16 protein-coding genes are annotated in these 16,012 nt (G+C 59.6%); 7 read left to right on the top strand and 9 right to left on the bottom strand.

Annotated elements, in window-relative coordinates; all coding sequences use genetic code 11:
- Positions 1 to 3 precede the first annotated feature (3 nt).
- The 7 genes from hmuQ to AC53L6_RS06535 all read left to right on the top strand — a co-directional run bounded on the left by hmuQ (position 4) and on the right by AC53L6_RS06535 (position 7,793).
- Entirely contained in the window at positions 4 to 327 is a 324-nt protein-coding gene (hmuQ, locus tag AC53L6_RS06565; protein ID WP_299605366.1) for a heme-degrading protein HmuQ, read from the top strand.
- Positions 328 to 497: 170 nt separating this feature from the next.
- A complete protein-coding gene (locus tag AC53L6_RS06560) occupies positions 498 to 2,390 on the top strand; it encodes a serine hydrolase domain-containing protein (protein WP_496907254.1) in 1,893 nt (630 codons plus the stop codon).
- A gap of 126 nt (positions 2,391 to 2,516) precedes the next feature.
- Positions 2,517 to 3,557 (top strand): helix-turn-helix domain-containing protein, encoded by a 1,041-nt coding sequence (locus tag AC53L6_RS06555; protein ID WP_496907253.1) that lies wholly within the window; start codon positions 2,517 to 2,519, stop codon positions 3,555 to 3,557.
- A gap of 90 nt (positions 3,558 to 3,647) precedes the next feature.
- Positions 3,648 to 4,736, top strand: coding sequence for an efflux RND transporter periplasmic adaptor subunit (locus tag AC53L6_RS06550; protein WP_496907252.1), 1,089 nt, complete (start codon positions 3,648 to 3,650; stop codon positions 4,734 to 4,736).
- Positions 4,736 to 5,446: an ABC transporter ATP-binding protein gene (locus AC53L6_RS06545; RefSeq protein ID WP_496907251.1), complete on the top strand. Its 711-nt coding sequence runs from the start codon at positions 4,736 to 4,738 to the stop codon at positions 5,444 to 5,446. The genes AC53L6_RS06550 and AC53L6_RS06545 overlap by 1 nt, the downstream gene beginning before the upstream one ends.
- Positions 5,443 to 6,585 (top strand): ABC transporter permease, encoded by a 1,143-nt coding sequence (locus tag AC53L6_RS06540; protein ID WP_496907250.1) that lies wholly within the window; start codon positions 5,443 to 5,445, stop codon positions 6,583 to 6,585. Before AC53L6_RS06545 ends, AC53L6_RS06540 begins: the two co-directional genes overlap by 4 nt.
- 71 nt (positions 6,586 to 6,656) lie before the next feature.
- Positions 6,657 to 7,793, top strand: a complete 1,137-nt coding sequence (locus AC53L6_RS06535) for an ABC transporter permease (RefSeq protein WP_496907249.1) — start codon at positions 6,657 to 6,659, stop codon at positions 7,791 to 7,793.
- Between the two features lie 36 nt (positions 7,794 to 7,829).
- Here AC53L6_RS06535 and AC53L6_RS06530 read toward each other — a convergent pair whose 3' ends face one another.
- The 9 genes from AC53L6_RS06530 to AC53L6_RS06490 all read right to left on the bottom strand — a co-directional run bounded on the left by AC53L6_RS06530 (position 7,830) and on the right by AC53L6_RS06490 (position 15,932).
- Positions 7,830 to 8,795 carry an energy transducer TonB family protein gene (locus tag AC53L6_RS06530; protein ID WP_496907248.1) on the bottom strand — a complete coding sequence of 322 codons (966 nt, stop codon included), beginning with the start codon at positions 8,793 to 8,795 and terminating at the stop codon, positions 7,830 to 7,832.
- Positions 8,796 to 8,833: 38 nt separating this feature from the next.
- Positions 8,834 to 9,220 (bottom strand): ExbD/TolR family protein, encoded by a 387-nt coding sequence (locus AC53L6_RS06525; RefSeq protein ID WP_496907247.1) that lies wholly within the window; start codon positions 9,218 to 9,220, stop codon positions 8,834 to 8,836.
- The gene (locus tag AC53L6_RS06520; RefSeq protein ID WP_496907246.1) at positions 9,220 to 9,606 is read right to left on the bottom strand and encodes an ExbD/TolR family protein; all 387 of its coding nucleotides are present in this window, start codon (positions 9,604 to 9,606) and stop codon (positions 9,220 to 9,222) included. The genes AC53L6_RS06525 and AC53L6_RS06520 overlap by 1 nt, the downstream gene beginning before the upstream one ends.
- Complete coding sequence (locus tag AC53L6_RS06515) at positions 9,599 to 10,252, bottom strand: MotA/TolQ/ExbB proton channel family protein (RefSeq protein ID WP_496907245.1); 654 nt, start codon at positions 10,250 to 10,252, stop codon at positions 9,599 to 9,601. The genes AC53L6_RS06520 and AC53L6_RS06515 overlap by 8 nt, the downstream gene beginning before the upstream one ends.
- Positions 10,252 to 10,683 carry a hypothetical protein gene (locus AC53L6_RS06510; protein ID WP_496907244.1) on the bottom strand — a complete coding sequence of 144 codons (432 nt, stop codon included), beginning with the start codon at positions 10,681 to 10,683 and terminating at the stop codon, positions 10,252 to 10,254. Before AC53L6_RS06510 ends, AC53L6_RS06515 begins: the two co-directional genes overlap by 1 nt.
- Positions 10,684 to 10,818: 135 nt before the next feature.
- Entirely contained in the window at positions 10,819 to 12,453 is a 1,635-nt protein-coding gene (locus AC53L6_RS06505; RefSeq protein WP_496907243.1) for an ABC transporter ATP-binding protein, read from the bottom strand.
- The gene (locus AC53L6_RS06500) at positions 12,450 to 13,316 is read right to left on the bottom strand and encodes an ABC transporter permease (protein ID WP_496907242.1); all 867 of its coding nucleotides are present in this window, start codon (positions 13,314 to 13,316) and stop codon (positions 12,450 to 12,452) included. Before AC53L6_RS06500 ends, AC53L6_RS06505 begins: the two co-directional genes overlap by 4 nt.
- Positions 13,313 to 14,287, bottom strand: coding sequence for an ABC transporter permease (locus tag AC53L6_RS06495; RefSeq protein WP_299706441.1), 975 nt, complete (start codon positions 14,285 to 14,287; stop codon positions 13,313 to 13,315). Before AC53L6_RS06495 ends, AC53L6_RS06500 begins: the two co-directional genes overlap by 4 nt.
- A gap of 64 nt (positions 14,288 to 14,351) precedes the next feature.
- Entirely contained in the window at positions 14,352 to 15,932 is a 1,581-nt protein-coding gene (locus AC53L6_RS06490) for an ABC transporter substrate-binding protein (protein ID WP_299605329.1), read from the bottom strand.
- Positions 15,933 to 16,012 lie beyond the last annotated feature (80 nt).

Genomic DNA, 16,012 nt, shown 5'->3' with positions numbered 1-16,012 from the left:
CCCATGTTTATCGCCATGAACCGCTTCACCGTAACCAAGCATAAAGCAGAGGCATTCGAAGCGCTCTGGCTCGGGCGCGACAGCCACCTGAAAACCATGGATGGCTTTGTCGAATTTCACATGCTCAAAGGACCCGAAAACGAAGACGGCACACGGCTCTACGCCTCGCATACGGTCTGGTCATCGGAAGAGACATTTCGTGCCTGGACCCGGTCAGACGCCTTCCGTGCAGCGCACAAGGACGCAGGCAACACGGCCAAGCTGCACGAGGGCGCACCAACGTTCGAAGGCTTCTCAGTGATACAGGAAATCTCGGCAGACGCCTAAGTAAACGCGTCCGCTTTGACGCAGACCGCGTATGCTTTGAGCTGCCTCAACATAAATCGCTTTTTGCGCTTGGGTCCGCTTCAAAAAACGCAGACAGCACCGATATTGGTGACTGCCGGCATTGTTCAAATCTGTCGGCGCAAATCGCCAATACAAATGGGCTCCGTGACATGATCCACCAGCTCTGGCAGAACGTCCTGTCTGCTGTCCTGCGCCTTCTGTTGATCGCACTCGTTTGCGCCAGCTCGGCCGGAAACGCTACCTCGAACGAGCAGTGGCAGGAAACGCTGGAAGGCTTTGTAGATGGGTTGGTAACCACCGGTCTGGATCAGGATGCCGTTGCCGGGGCTGTTGTGGTTGTTGTTTCGGGCGACAACGTCATCCTGTCACGTGGCTACAGGCTGTCGGATGCTAGGTTCGGACGCACGATGACCCCCGAAGCAGACATCATTCCACTGGCATCTGTTACCAAGGTTTTTACAGCCCTGGCGATCCTACAATTGGCAGATGACGGGCGGCTGTCTTTGGACGACCGCATTACCCGACACCTTCCCGGACTGCAACTGAACCAGCGTTTCGGTGATATCACGGTTGCTCATCTGCTCAGCCATACGGCGGGGCTGGAAGAGCGCTACTCGGGATACTTCGCGGTGCATGGCGAACGGGGCAACACACCCGCAATTGAACAGATTTCAAAAATCCTGCCACGGCAGATTCGTCCACCCGGAGATGTCATATCCTACTCGAATGCCAGCTACGTTTTGCTGGGTGAAATCATTGCTCAAGTCTCGGGCCAGCCGTTCGAAGAATATATTACCGATACCATCCTGTCCCCTTTGGGAATTGACAACGCCCGCTTCATGCATGAGCCATCCGAACTTCGAGGGACCAGCCCGTTTCATGTTTGGGACGCCGGTCGCTATGTCGCCATCGATCCAGCCCCTTTTCACGGGATACATTTGAGCTCGGGCGGTCTCGCGCTAACGGCCGAGGCCATGGGCCGCATCATGCAAATGCTACTGTTGCAAGGCACCGGCGATGAAACGCCTGCCGTGACCTCAACCAGCATTAAAAAGATGTACGAACCCGCGTGGCCGGACGCTGCAGAGTTTTCCGGGCGCGCACTTGGGTACTGGACCGAACGCTGGGCCGGTCACACGGTCTACCACCATGGCGGCAGCCATTTTGGGTTCCACACCAATATGGTGCTCGTCCCGTCCATGGACCTGGGGTTCTTTGTTGCCGCAAATGGTCCCAGTGGCAGTGCGCTTACGGGGTTGCCACGCCGTGTACTCAGAGAAGTGATTGCACCGCATGAACGTCCGGTTGCGGCGCGTTCCGACTGCGACACCGCCTGCCTGCGCGATTTCACTGGTCATTACATCCCCACGCGGCGCAACGAGACTGGTCTGGATCGATTGCGTGCCCTCAATTCCCATCGCATGGACCTACAAATCGCCGATGACGATATGCTTCTTTTGTCCGGCCTTGGCCATTCCCGCCTGTTTCAAGCAATAGCGGAGGACCAATTCGAAACGCCAGAAGGCGATTTTCGTCTTGGGTTTCGACGCGATGTATCCGGCGGTGTCATCGGCGCTCACTTTAGCGGCGGGATGCACACATTCGACCGCACAGGGTTTTGGCACAGCGCGGCTTCACTAAACTCAGCGCTTTGGGCGGCTTTGGCCGGTTCTCTGCTGTGTTTGGTGGGCGCAGTGATAACGTGGCGCTCAAAAAGCCGCCTGACAGGTATGGCTTTCTCGCTGGGTGTGGGCTGGATAGTGGGCGTCGGTATTTGCATGGTTGTCCTGGTGCCACTGCTGAATGGTCGAGACCTTTCTTCTCATGCCTCTGCGGGTATCGGTCTTTGGACTCTAACCTGCCTCTATGCGGCTACCGTGGGGACCCTTGTGTGGTCCGCAGCATGGCTTCTACGCCCGCTGCAAAGCGCAAATGCAATGCGAACGGAGCGGTGTGTGGTCTTCGCTGCTATGCCCCTTTTTGCGTGGGCCCTTCTCGCCGCTTGGATTTGGAATTTACCAACCGCCGCCCTGACATGGTGAAACTCAAAAACTCTTTGGCGGTTGGAACAGAAAGCAAACGATGACACGCCCCTAGACCAATGGCGGTGTGTGGCGCATCTTTCGGTCAGATGCAGGATGTAACAGCCATCAGGTCGATATGAGTCCATGATATTTATCCCGCTGCCTTTTGTCGTTGCGCTTCTGCTGGTGCTCCTCTTCCTCAGTTTGGTGCAGCGGAACAATGAACATCCGACAAACTTCGCATTTCTTGCACTCATCGCCTTGGCCGCAATGCAATCCGCTCTCATCGGCTTGCGCTTCGGTTATGGGGTTGAGTGGTTGCGGTTTCTCTCGCCCCTCATTGCAAGCGTGATGGCCCCAGTGGTGTATTTTGGGTCTTTGCATCTCGCCAAGCCAAGCCCTTATGCAAATATCCTGACAGTTGCGCCTCATGGTATTCCACTGCTGCTTGTCTCGCTCTCCATGCTGGCTTGGCCGCTTGCGCTTGATGTCATCATCATCGGCACGTTCACTGTCTACGCAGTCCTGCTGCTGCTTCTTCTGCGGTCGGGCGAAGACTCGCTCAGATTGGTTGCGCTTGAAGGCGTGGGGACCGTTCACCGCGCTCTAGTCTTTGCAGCGCTCGTCCTGCTGTTCTCGGCAGCAATCGACACCCTGATCACCTTAGATATTGCCTTCATGGACGCGCGCCACGTGCCGCAACTGGTTTCGGTTGGGAATGTCGCGACCTTGCTTTTCCTCTCCATAGCCGGTGCTGTTGCAAGCAGAGGCCGAGCACCGGAAGATCACGCACCCCCGCCGGTTCGGATGCAGCCGGAACCAGAGGCCCCGGATGACCCGGTGATCATGAACAAGATCGAAGAGCTGATGACAAAAACCCGTATTTATCGGGATGCTGACCTGAACCTTGATCGGCTCGCACGACGGCTGATCATCCCGGCCCGGCAAGTCTCCGGGGCCATCAATCGAACGACCGGAAAGAATGTTTCGCAATACGTCAATGATTTCCGCATCAGCGAAGCCTGCGAACAGTTACGATCTGGCACCAAGTCGGTGACGGAAATCATGTTCGACGCCGGGTTTCAGACCAAATCGAACTTTAACCGCGAGTTCCGTCGCGTCACCGGCATGACCCCTTTGGAGTGGCGCAAAGCCAAAGGATTGCAACAACAGTTTGAAGCCTGACAGCCACCTGAAGTGACTAAATCGCGATTTTGAACGTCCCGGATCGTGATCTAGGTCGCGGACAAACAGCACGCCGCCGATCCTGGTGGCATGAACACATTCACCGATCACAACCGCCAGATGGCAGAGACATTGCGAGAGCTTTCAATGTCTCCAGTCCCATCACCCGACATGGTGCCAACACCGCTCCGGCGCTTTCCTCTGAAATTGGCCGCCGTCCTCGCCGGTACTGCACTGTTGCTGGCCGGTGCCGCCTTCGGCCTACGATCAGAAGGGACCCAAACGCCATTCCAAAGCGCGCCGGCAGCGAAAGATCAACTTCCACCTTTGTCAGAGGCCTCGCCCTCGGTAGCCGCACCTATGGTTCGGGAGATTACCGGATCAGGTTACGTCATCGCCCCGGACATGGCCGTCATCTACGCCGAACGCGGTGGCACAATCACTGACATCTTGGTCAAACCCGGAGATCAGGTGGTTGCAGGGCAAGCTCTGCTTCTGGTCGAAGAGTCGAATGTGCGCTTCGCCGCCCAAGAGGCACAGCTCGCGCGCACCGCAGCAAAGCTGACGCTCGCAGCCGCACGCATATCCGAGGCGCAGGCCAAGAACATTTTGAACCGGCGGACGGAGTTGCGCCAACGCGGGGTGATCGCTAGCGAACGACTTGAAGACGCAGAACATGCCTTCCTCATCGCAGCCAACTCTGTCGAGCAGGCCAAGACCACGCTCGACGACGCGGAGCTGGCGCTGCAAATCGCCGAAGACAGGGTTGCCGACCTAACCGTGCGCGCGCCGATCCCGGGCACGGTGACCCAACTCTCGGCGCATGTCGGCGACGCAGTGCTCGACCGCGTTGACGCTATCCACGACGGGATCGGCCTGATGACAATTGCCCAACTCGACACCTTGGCGATCGATGCTGATGTGGCCGAAAAGGCAATCGGAAGCCTTCAGGCGAACCTCGTTGGCGAGGCTGTGCTGGACGCCTTTCCAGATCACACCTTCAAATTCGAACTCCACCGGGTCGCACCACACGTGAACACAGCCAGAGGAACTGTCGCGCTGCGACTTGCACCCATCGCGCCGCCGCCGGGTATCCGGCCCGGTATGGCCGCCCGCATCCGCATTGCGCTGTCCCCTTCCTCCTCGCACGACACACAAGAAACCGGAGCCAGAAACTGATGACGACATTAAAAACCGAAAGCCCGTTCATTGCCCTCAGCGGCGTCAGCAAAAGCTACCGAACCGGCAATGAGAGCTTACCAATTTTCACAAATCTCGACATGACCATCCAAGGTGGCGATTTCGTCGCCGTGATGGGCCCTTCCGGCTCCGGCAAATCAACACTTCTCAATTTGCTTGCCGGCATCGACCACGCCGACACCGGCGACATTCAAATCGCCGGCCAAAGACTGGACCACATGGGCGAGACGGCCCGCGCAGCCTGGCGCGCGCATCACCTGGGCATCGTGTTCCAGTTCTACAACCTGTTGCCGATGCTCACGGCGGCAGAGAATGTCGAACTACCGCTGCTGCTCAAACCAATCCCCGCATCCCTGCGGCGTGAGCGGGTCGCCAAGGTGCTCGACCTGGTTGGTCTTGGCGGACGTGGCAAACAGAACCCCACGCGGATGTCGGGCGGTCAACAGCAGCGCGTCAGCATCGCCCGCGCCATCGTGGCCGACCCAAGCCTACTGCTCTGTGACGAACCGACCGGAGATCTCGACCGCAAATCCGCCGACGACGTTCTGGCCATGCTCTGCTATCTGAACCGCGAACTGGGAAAGACCATTGTCATGGTGACCCATGATCCCGAAGCGGCCAACGCTGCCAATCGGACACTGCATCTGGACAAAGGAGTCTTTGTCGAAAAGGAGCAGGTGGCAGCATGACTTTTCTTGGCCTCATCCGAAAGAGCGCGGTGCGCAAACCGCTACGAGGCGGTCTTCTGATCGTTTCCGTCGCCATGGCTTTCCTGATCTACGGGCTGACAGCCAGCTTCATTGCCGGATCACAGGGTACTGCCGCCGCCAGCGATGATCTTCTTGGCGTGATGAATGCGGCTGGTCGGGCACAACCCTTGCCGCTGGCATACTTACCTCGGATCACTGAACTGCAGGGCGTTGCCGCAGTCAGCCCGATAACGCGCCTACGCGGCAGTGTGGGCGACGCACGCAACGTCGTGGCAGTCAGCGCGGGCAACCCAGACAAGTTACTTGCAGTCAGCGGCAAAGACCTCGGGCTGACAGACGCCATGATCGATGCGCTCGATGATGGGCGCGACAAGGTTCTTGTTGGCCGCGCACTGGCCCAAGCACAGGGTTGGAGCATCGGCGACACACTGACCGTGACGGCCTTTCGCACCAGAAAAGCCGATGGAAGCCGAGACTGGCGTTTCGAAATTGCGGGCATATTCGATGGCAAAAGCCCCAGCACCGACACCTACTTCATCCTCGCCCAGTATGATTACATCAACAACGCACGAGGCAAAAACAGGGATACAGTATCCACCTTCGCGCTGCGCCCTGAACCGGATGTCTCCCCACAGCAACTGGCGCCGCAGATCGATGCGCTCTTTGCCAATTCGGCGGCGCCCACGCGCACGCTGTCCGAAAAGCAGTTTCTGAGCGCGTTCCTCAGCCAATACGCCGATGTCAAACGCGTGGTCACGCTGGTTGTCAGCGTCTCATTCGTGACGCTCTTGATGATTGTCGTAAACACGTTGGTTTTTGCGCTCCGCGAGCGCCGCTTTGAAATTGGCGTTTTGAAGGTTTTGGGGTTTCGGTCATCCCGGATCATGATGATGGTTCTTGCCGAAGCGCTCTTCGTGTTCCTGGTTGGCGGCACCATCGGCATTGGCCTGGCCAAGCTGGCCAGCCTTGCCGCCCCACCCGCGCTTGGGCTGGTTCTGGACACAAATGTAGCCCTCCGGGCCTTTGCACTGATTTTCTTGCTTGGTCTTACCTCCGGAGCACTTCCGGCACTTTCGGCCATGCGCACGCCAATCCTGTCAGCTTTCAGAACGAGGTAACACAAATGATAGCTTCCATACGACAAACCATGGCAATGAGCCGGGCCACGTTGCTCAGTGTGCCTCGGCGCATGGCCATCTCGCTCTCGATGGTGGGATCAATCATGCTGGTCGTGTGCGTCCTGAGCGGTTTCCTGTCCATGGCGCGCGGTTTTGAAATCACGCTCCAAAGCGCCGGATCACCCGACGTTGCCGTTATCCTGGGCGGCGGCACGCGCGAGGAAGTGAACTCCGAAATCCCCTCTGACATCGCACGATCCATCATGGCAAAAGGCAATGACATCGGCGTCCTGCGAGATGCGTCAGGCACACCGCTCCTGTCACGTGAACTTGTTGTCCCGGTTGAGTATCGCACGCAGCTCGACACATCGGGAACGACGCTGGCCCTCCGCGGAATGGAGGCCTCTGGTCTGACGATCCGATCAGGCGTGACGCTCTCATCAGGTCGCCTCGTATCACCAGGCGCGCGCGAGATTCTGGTGGGGGAACAACTGGCAACCAAATATCCGGGCCTCAACATCGGAGACGACATCCGATTGGGCCCGGTCGTCTGGACGGTGGTCGGCCGTTTTTCCGCCGGTGGAAGTGCATTCGAGTCCGAGATCTGGGGAGGTTTCGACGCGGTCGCTTCGGCGTTCAACCGCATGGGAGAGGTGCAAAGCCTGCGGCTGAAGCTGACCGAACCTACCACAATCGACAGGCTCAAATTGTCCATGTCCGAGTTTGCCGACGCACAGCTCATGGCCTTCACCGAAGCCGATCTTTACGCCGGGCAATCCGAGGCAACCGCCCAACTGATCCGAATGTTCGGCTGGCCCATTTCGTTGTTGATGGCGATCGGTGCCACCGCGGGCGCGCTCAATACCATGATGAGCTCGCTGTCGGATCGGACGGTCGAAATCGCTACGGTTCGTGCGCTGGGTTTCAATCGCTTTTCTGCTTTTTTCTCTACCTGGCTGGAAGCGTTCCTGCTCTCTGCGGTTGGTGCCAGTCTTGGTCTCACCCTCTCGTGGCTGGCACTGAACGGCTGGCAAACCAGCACGATGGGGGCCAACGGCACCCAGATGGCCTTCCGATTTGTCGTCAACGCCGATGTGATGACGATCACCGCTTTGGTGGGCGTTGCCATCGGAGCGGTAGGCGGGGCTCTACCCGCATTTGCAGCTGCCCGGCTTCCCGTCGCAACCGCACTAAGGGCGCGGGGATAAAGCGTTGTCATTCCCAAACCAACCGCTGCGAACTTCTTATCGCCCCTTGATCTGAATGCTGAACGACCGCTGCGCGCCCGGCGGAGGGGCAGGAAACGGCGCGGCACCCCGGATCACCTGCAAGGCCGCGTTGTCCAGATCGCGAGAGCCCGAGCTGCGTGCCACCGACACGGCACTCAATCCACCATTCGATGCGATGCGGAAGCTGACGGTGGCCACACCACGATCCCCGACACGCGGGCGACGTGCACGTTGCAGCTTTCGCATGATCTCGCCGGGATAGTTCGATGCTGCCGCGTTGCCTGCCTGCGCCGCTCCCGCGTTCCCCGTTGCCCGCGGTGCCGCACGCACCGCCGTGCCGTCTGCCGCCCCAGCGCGCGTGTTCGTCCGCGCCTGATTGCCACGCGGCGCAGGGGGATCAGGGGTTCGGCTTGCCGTCTGCTGTGTTGTCTGACGCGGCGCTGGCGGCGGATCATCCGGCTTGTTGCGCTCTTCAAAGGCACGGCTACGGACCTTGGGCCGCAGCGATTGTGTCACGTCCAGCCGGTCAGGATCCACTGCGGTCAGGGTGTCGGGTGGTGCAGCCGATTGCAGCGCGGGCGGTGTCTCAGGAACAGAGGGCGTGACTGGCAGAGTGGGTTGTGGGACCGGCGTTGTATCAATCGCAGACGCGCTGGCCGTCACCTGATCTGGCTCAACGCGGCGCATTGCGTCATTCACGTCTTGCTGGTCGATGCGCGCACCTGTCTCCGCCGCCGGACTCTCTGCGGGGGGTGTCGGATCGATCCTCTGCTCAGTCGGTTCAGCGGTCTCCACTGTCTGCTCAACCGGGACAGGTTCCGTCACATCGGTGGTTTCGATGCCGGTCAACGTGCCCTGGGCCAGATCGGCAAAGGCATTGCCCAGTGACGCTTCGGTCGCACCGGCCCGCCCGTCTTCCATTTCGACAGGTTTGATAAGGTCCATGCGCATCAACCCACCCACATGAAGGGTGGCAGCCATCAGAACGGCCAGTGCTGCGACGGAACGTGACCCGGCAATCATTCCAGCCCCCGTTCCGTTACGATGATCACCTTTCCAGCACCGGCACGGCGCAAGTCTCGGCCCAAAGCGACCAATTGGGCGGCGGGCAGCGCGCGGTCGGGCACAATGCGCACCTCGTCCCGCGCTTCGGGGTCAAGCCCGGACACATACATCTCGGCATCCGCTTGATCAGTGCCGCGAAAACTCAAAGTCCCATCGGCACGTATGACCAGCGCATCAGGCGGTGGCCGCCCCTCCAGATCGGCCGTGCTGACAAGGGCCATGTCGCGATCCAACGGCGGTGCCAACGTGCCAGCCACCATGAAAAACACCAGCATCAGGAACACGATGTTGATCAGGGCAATGGTCGGCTCTCGCCGCGACCTTGGTGCACGCCCGCGCATCACGCATTCCCCAACACTGTGACGTGCAATCCCTGAACGGCACGCAGGACAACCAGCACATCGGTCAGCCGCTGTGCGGTCACCCCACCCTGCAAGCTGACAATCAGTGGCTGCACCTCTGCCGCAGGCACAGTGTCACGCAACGACGCTTCCAGCAGCGCGATCCCGACACGTTCACCATTCAGCGCCAACATCTCCTCACCGACCTGCAAAAACAGCGGTATTACGTCTGCGGGTGCCGCTGCCTGCCCTGGACCTCCAGCAGTCAACTCGACCTCGGCAAATTTCGAAAAGGTCGACGTAAGCATAAAGAACAACAGCAATAGAAAGATCACGTCGATCAGCGACGTCATCGACAGCCGCCGCACCCGTCGCGTTCTAGCCATGGGCGGGCATCATGTTCGCGCCCGGGTCGGATGCACCCACCCGATTGGCAGGGGCAAGAGCCGTCAGAACGAAGGTGTCGGCCACAACCCGCTCCGCCTCCATCCGCGCCTCAAACCAGGACAGCAACAGTGCTGTCGGCATAGCGACGACCAGCCCGACAGCCGTGGTCAAAAGCGCCACCCATATCCCACCCGCAAGAATAGAGGGGTCCACCTGTGCCCCGGCGGCCTGCAATGACTGGAACGCCTCGATCATCCCCAAAACAGTGCCAAACAGCCCCAGCAGAGGGGCCAATTGCGCCACGGAATCCAAGTATCGGAATCCCCGCTCCAACTGGGAAAAACGCTCCTCCGCCATGGCCAGCAGCCGGTCCTTGTCACGCCCTTCAAATGCTGCGGCCACAACGGGCGCCAGATAACTCTTTGATTGCTCAAGCGCCGTCCGCGCACTTGTCCGATCGCCCGCGTCCCAAGCCGCCACAGCCGTGCGCAACGCCGCATGGTGACCCACATGCGCCACCGAAAACTGCCACAGTTTGTAGAGAACAACAGCGAGGGTGACGACCGACACCCCGATCAGCACCATAACCACGGGGCCGCCCAGATCGAACACGGCCATCAATTGTGCAAAGATCGCATCCAACATCAGCCCAGCACCTCAATCTCGACCCGGCTCGACGGCAGCAGGCCTTTGGCGCAGTCGCCCTGCGCCAGACCCTCGGCCGTGCAGGTATGCAGACCATTGAACAGCACGCGACCCAAGCCCTCGCAGGACAATTCCGGCACGGCAAATTGGCGGACACGCGGGCGACCCACCGGCAAGGCTCCGAAGTCGAACAGGGTCAATCGGTCCACGCGACCGGCGGCATCAAACAGCACGGTTTCATAGACAAGCTTGTCGATATCAACAGGATGGCCGTTGGTGACCATGAAGGTAAGGGTACAGGTCCCCTCCCCGTCCGATACGGTGTTCAACTCGACGGCCACCTTGCCGGTCACGTCGGTCTCTTGGGCAGCACCTGCAATGGGCGCCAGTATCAAGATCAATGCAAAAAGACGTGCAAACGTCGTCCCCATGTCATGCTCCTCGGTCGAGAGTAAGGGCTGACCTGGCAAGCGGCTGGGGACCCGGGTTACGGTCTTAAAACCACTAATATGGCCGTATCGCAATACCTGATTAAAACACTCGGCGGGCAGGACGTTTGCAACCAGTCACTGCGCCGGATGTTCTCTTACACTCTCCACAGATGGAACGGCGGCAAGCAGGTTCCGCGTATAGTCCTGCTGCGGCGATGCAAACACCGCGTTGCGCGTACCGTATTCAACGATATCGCCCATATACATGACCGCCACGTCGTCACACATCTGCTGCACAACGCCAAGGTCATGACTAATGAAAAGATAGGTCAGGCCGAGATCTCTTTGCAGGTCGTGCAGCAGATCCAGAATCTGAGCCTGTATGATCACATCAAGGGCGGACACCGCCTCGTCGCAGATGATCAGACTGGGATTGGTGGAAAGCGCCCGAGCAATGCTGATCCGTTGCCGCTGCCCACCCGAGAACTGGTGCGGAAACAGGTGCATCTGCTCGCGCTCCAGCCCCACCTGTTCAAACAGTTCCGCGACCCGCGCATCACGTTGCGCAACGGGCAGATTGCCCAGATTGTCCATCGGTTCACGCACGATGGCCCCAGCGCGCAGGCGCGGGTTGAGCGACGAATAGGGATCTTGAAAGATCACCTGCACATTCGCACGCGCCTGCCGCAGCGCTTCGCCTTCAAGTGACAGCATGTCCCTGCCTTCAAGCGTCACCTGCCCCCCCTGTGCCGTAACCAGCCGCGCAACGGCAAGCGCAGCAGTCGTCTTGCCCGACCCGCTTTCACCCACGATCGCCAGCGTCTTGCCCCGTTCCACGTCAAAGCTGATCCTGTTCACTGCGGTGAACATCTCGCGCTTGCCCCAGCGTTTCTTGACCGGGAACTGCACCGTCAGGTCGCGGACACTCAGAAGGGGCTGCTCAACCTCTGCCTTCTGTTCGTTCAGGTCGCGCGTTTCCGGCGTCAGATGCGGCACGCTGGCGATCAGCGACCTTGTGTATCCGTGCTGCGGCCGGTTGATCAGGTTGGCGACAGTGCCATCCTCGACCTTCCGCCCTTTCAGCATGACCACGACACGGTCTGCCATTTCGGCCACCACCCCCATGTCATGGGTGATCAGGATCGTGGCGGTCTGCGTTTCGGTTGCCAACTCGCGCATCAGGTCAAAGATTTCGGCCTGCACCGTCACGTCCAGCGCGGTGGTGGGTTCGTCCGCAATCAGGATTTGGGGCCGACACGCCAGCGCCATGGCAATCATCACGCGCTGGCGCTGCCCGCCCGACATCTCGTGCGGATAGGTGCCCGCGCGGCCCTTGGCGTTGGGAATGCGCACGGCATCCAGCAGGTCAACAGCATTGGCCCAGGCTTGTGCAGCCCCTTGGTTCTGGTGATGGCGCAGCACCTCGGCGATCTGTTCCCCGACCGTGTAGACCGGGTTGAGCGAGGTCATGGGTTCCTGAAAGATCATGCCGATCTGGTTGCCACGAATACGGCGCAGGGCGGCGTCCTCCATCTGCGTCATGTCCTGCCCTTCGAACATGATCCGGCCCTGTGCGACACGCCCGATACGGGGCAACAGCCCCATGACCGCAAGCGCCGTCATGGACTTGCCACTGCCGGATTCCCCAACGATGCTCAAGGTCTCACCGGGGTTCAGCCACAGCGATAGGTCGTCGACAACCGGCACCATTCCGCCCCGCGTGGCCAGCTCGATGCGCAGGTTTTTGACGGAAAGAAGCGGTGCGCTCATCGTTCCCTCAGCTTTGGGTTCAGGGCGTCGTTCAGGCCGTCACCCACAAGGCTGATGGCCAGAACGGTGATGAAGATGGCGATACCCGGCACCGTGACGGTATAGCTGGCGTCGAGGATGTATTGCCGGTTCGACCCGATGATCTGGCCCCAACTGGCGACGTTCGGATCGGTCAGACCCAGAAAGCTCAAACCCGCCTCGAACAGGATGGCGGACCCGACCATCAACGCCGCCTGCACGATGATCGGCGGCAGCGCGTTTGGCAGGATCACCCGAAACATCAACCCGCCATTGCGCACACCCCCGGCACGGGCAGCGGTGACATATTCCAGCTCGCGGATACGCAGGAACTCGGCGCGCGTGATCCGCGCTACGGCGGGCCAACTCACCAGACCGATGGCTATGGTGATCATCAGCAGCGACGCGCCGAACAGCGCGACAATGACCATGGAAAACAAAAGCGTCGGCAAGACCTGAAAGAACTCGGTCAGGCGCATCAACACCTCCTCGACCCAGCCGCGATAAAAGCCGGCGAGCGCACCAATGGTGATGCCGATGGTGACGGTGACAAAGGCGGCGGCAAGGCCAACCGTCAGCGACACCCGCGCACCGTGGATGAGTAGGGACAACAGGTCCCGCCCAAGGTAGTCGGTGCCAAACAGATACCCTTCTGTCCCAGGCGGGGTGAACGGAGCCCAGACCATATCAAACGGGTTGCCGGGGTACAGGACCGGCCCGAGGATCGCCACGGCGACAATGGCAAGCAGAATAACCAGCCCCGCCACCGCCGCATGGTTGCGCCGAAACATCTCGAACGCTTCGGCAAAGGGCGACCGAGCCTTGAGTTGCGTTTGCTCGCTCATGCCTTCCCCCTGACCCGCGGATCAATCAGGCGCAGCACAAGGTCCGTCAGCAGGTTGCCAACAATCACCACAAGTGCGGAGAAAAAGAGGATACCCAAAATCGTCGGGGTGTCCCGCGCAAGGATCGAGGTCAGCGCAAGCTGCCCCAGCCCCGGCCATGAAAACACCGTTTCGACCAGCACAGCGCCCGAGATCACGGCCGAAAACTGCAAACCTGCCAACGTCACAACCGGCGGCAGTGCATTCTTCAGCGCATGTTTCATCGTCACGTCACGTGGCGACAGCCCTTTGGCCTTGGCCGTGCGGACATAGTCGGACCCCAATACCTCCAGCATCGAGGCACGGCACAGCCGCGAATAAAGCGCGATGAAGATCGACCCAAGCGTCAGCATCGGCAGCACCAGATGGTGCGCGACCGAAAGGGCTTGGGGCAGGAAGCCCTCAACCGTTACATCCCGCATCCCTGCGACCGGGAACAAAGGAATTTTCAGAGAAAAGGCGATCAGCAGCAGGATGCCTGTCCAGAACACAGGCGCGGCATAGCCGAACAGCGCAAAGAGCGTCACGATATGGCTGAGAATGCCGTTTGGGCGCTGCGCCGCGAACACCCCCAATAAGATACCCACCACAAGGGCAAAAATCTGCGCTGAAAAGACCAGAAGCAGCGTGGCGGGCAAACGCTCAAAGATCATCTCGGTCACGGGGCGATTGTAGAAATACGATTGGCCCAGATCGAACTGGAACACCCGCCAGATGTAGTTGCCCAACTGCACGATAACGGGTTGATCCAACCCGTACTCGGCCCGGATTTGAGCCACCAGCTCGGCACTGGCACCGCCCATATCAGCGGCAATGGTGTCCACCACATCGCCTGGTGCCAGATTGATCATGGTGAAATTCAGCACCAGGACAGCCAGCAACAGCAGCACCCCATAAAGAGTGCGTTGCGCCAGTACGACCAGAAATCCCATGCACCACCACCTCAATGAAAACCTGCCCCGAACATCGGGGCAGGAAGGTCTTTCTCAGGACAACTTACTCTTTCAAGAAGACAAGGTCATAGGGAGAGGAGGATGACCAAATGCCCAGAGGCGGGTTACCGACCTTTTTGTTGTAGATCGTGTGATACGGAAGCGTATTGGTCCAATAGACCGGCAGGTCATCTGCCAGAATCTCTTGGAACTCCTTGTAAAGCGCTGCACGTTTATCGGGGTCAATCTCCTGCCCTGCTGCCGCCATCAGCTCATCGATCCGTTCGTTGGCGTATTGCTGCGTGTTGGACCATATGACGCCTTCCTTGATGTTCTGGCTGTCATAGGTGCGGTGCACCCCGATCACCGGGTCGCCCCAGTTGAACACAGTGTCCCAGGTCATGTCGAAATCGTGGTTCGAAATTTTGTTGGCCCAGGTCGGGAAGTCGACAAAAGAATTCACGCTGACATCAATACCAACCTTGGCCAGCGACGCCTTGGTGAACTCCGCCTGCGGCTTTGTTGTCGGGTTGCCGTGGTCGATGGTCAGTGAAAAGCGGATGCCGTCTGCGCCCTTTTCATACCCCGCCTCGTCCAGCAGCGCGTTGGCCTTGTCGATGTCCAGATCATACCCGTTCACATCCGGGTAGTAGAGCGGTGAACCGGGGTGGATACCCGTCTTCGACTCCTGGCTCAGCCCCAGCATGATCGCATTCAGGATGAAATTCTTGTCGATGGCGTAAGCAATCGCCTGACGCACCCGCTTGTCGGCCAGCGGCCCGTCCGACCCGGTGTTGAACGCCAGCCAATTGATCGGACCGATGGCGGCATAGCCTTCGTCCGTGGCAACCAGATCATCGTTCTCGGACATCCGCTTGATGTTGCGCACGGTGTTCTCGAACGTCGTCATATGCAGCTCACCGTTTTCCATGCCGATGGCACGGGCCGACGCGTCCTTGATGATGCGATAGACAATGCGGTCCAGATACGGACGCCCCTCGATAAAGAAGTCGTCGTTGCGCTCCAGGATCACCTGCTGGTCTGCCGTGAACTCCACGAACTTGAACGGACCAGAGCCAACCACATCCTTCCCATTGCGGGGATGCGATTTCGGATCCTGACCATCGCCGTAGATATGCTTGGGAATGATCGGCATCAACTGCGATGACATGGCCAGGAGCAGCGCCGGGTGCGGCTGTGACAGCTTCAGGATGGCAGTGTGATCATCCGGCGTCTCGACCGCCTCAACCACGCCGAACATTGTCTTGAACGGGTGGTTCGCCTTGATCGTCTCGACCGAGAAGGCGACGTCCTCGGACGTGATCGGTTCGCCATCATGGAAGGTGGCGCCCTGCACAAGGTTCAGGGTCATCGACAGGCCGTCATCCGACCACGCCCAGCTTTCTGCAAGGTAAGGCTGCGGCGTCCAATCCTCATCATAACGCAGCGGCGCTGCGAACAGTTGCGCACCCGGCGCACCCGTGACGATGCCTGACTGGACTGCCGGGTTCAGGTGACGCGGGGTCTGCGGAAGGGTCGTGATCAGGGTTCCGCCGCGCACGGGGTCTTCGGCCATGGCCGTCGTCCCCAGCAGGGCGGCAACCCCCGCGGCAATGGCCAGGTGTCTCAACACAGCGATCTTCATCGGTTCTTCTCCCAGGGTCTCATTTTTTGTTGAGAGAAGGTTAGGCGGCGACCATCATTCGAAAAAATAGTTTTAATACG

The organism is Tateyamaria sp. LSS28 (assembly GCF_059611725.1).
The sequence above is the reverse complement of the archived record's forward strand: the minus strand, read 5'-3'. Positions and strand labels throughout refer to the sequence as shown.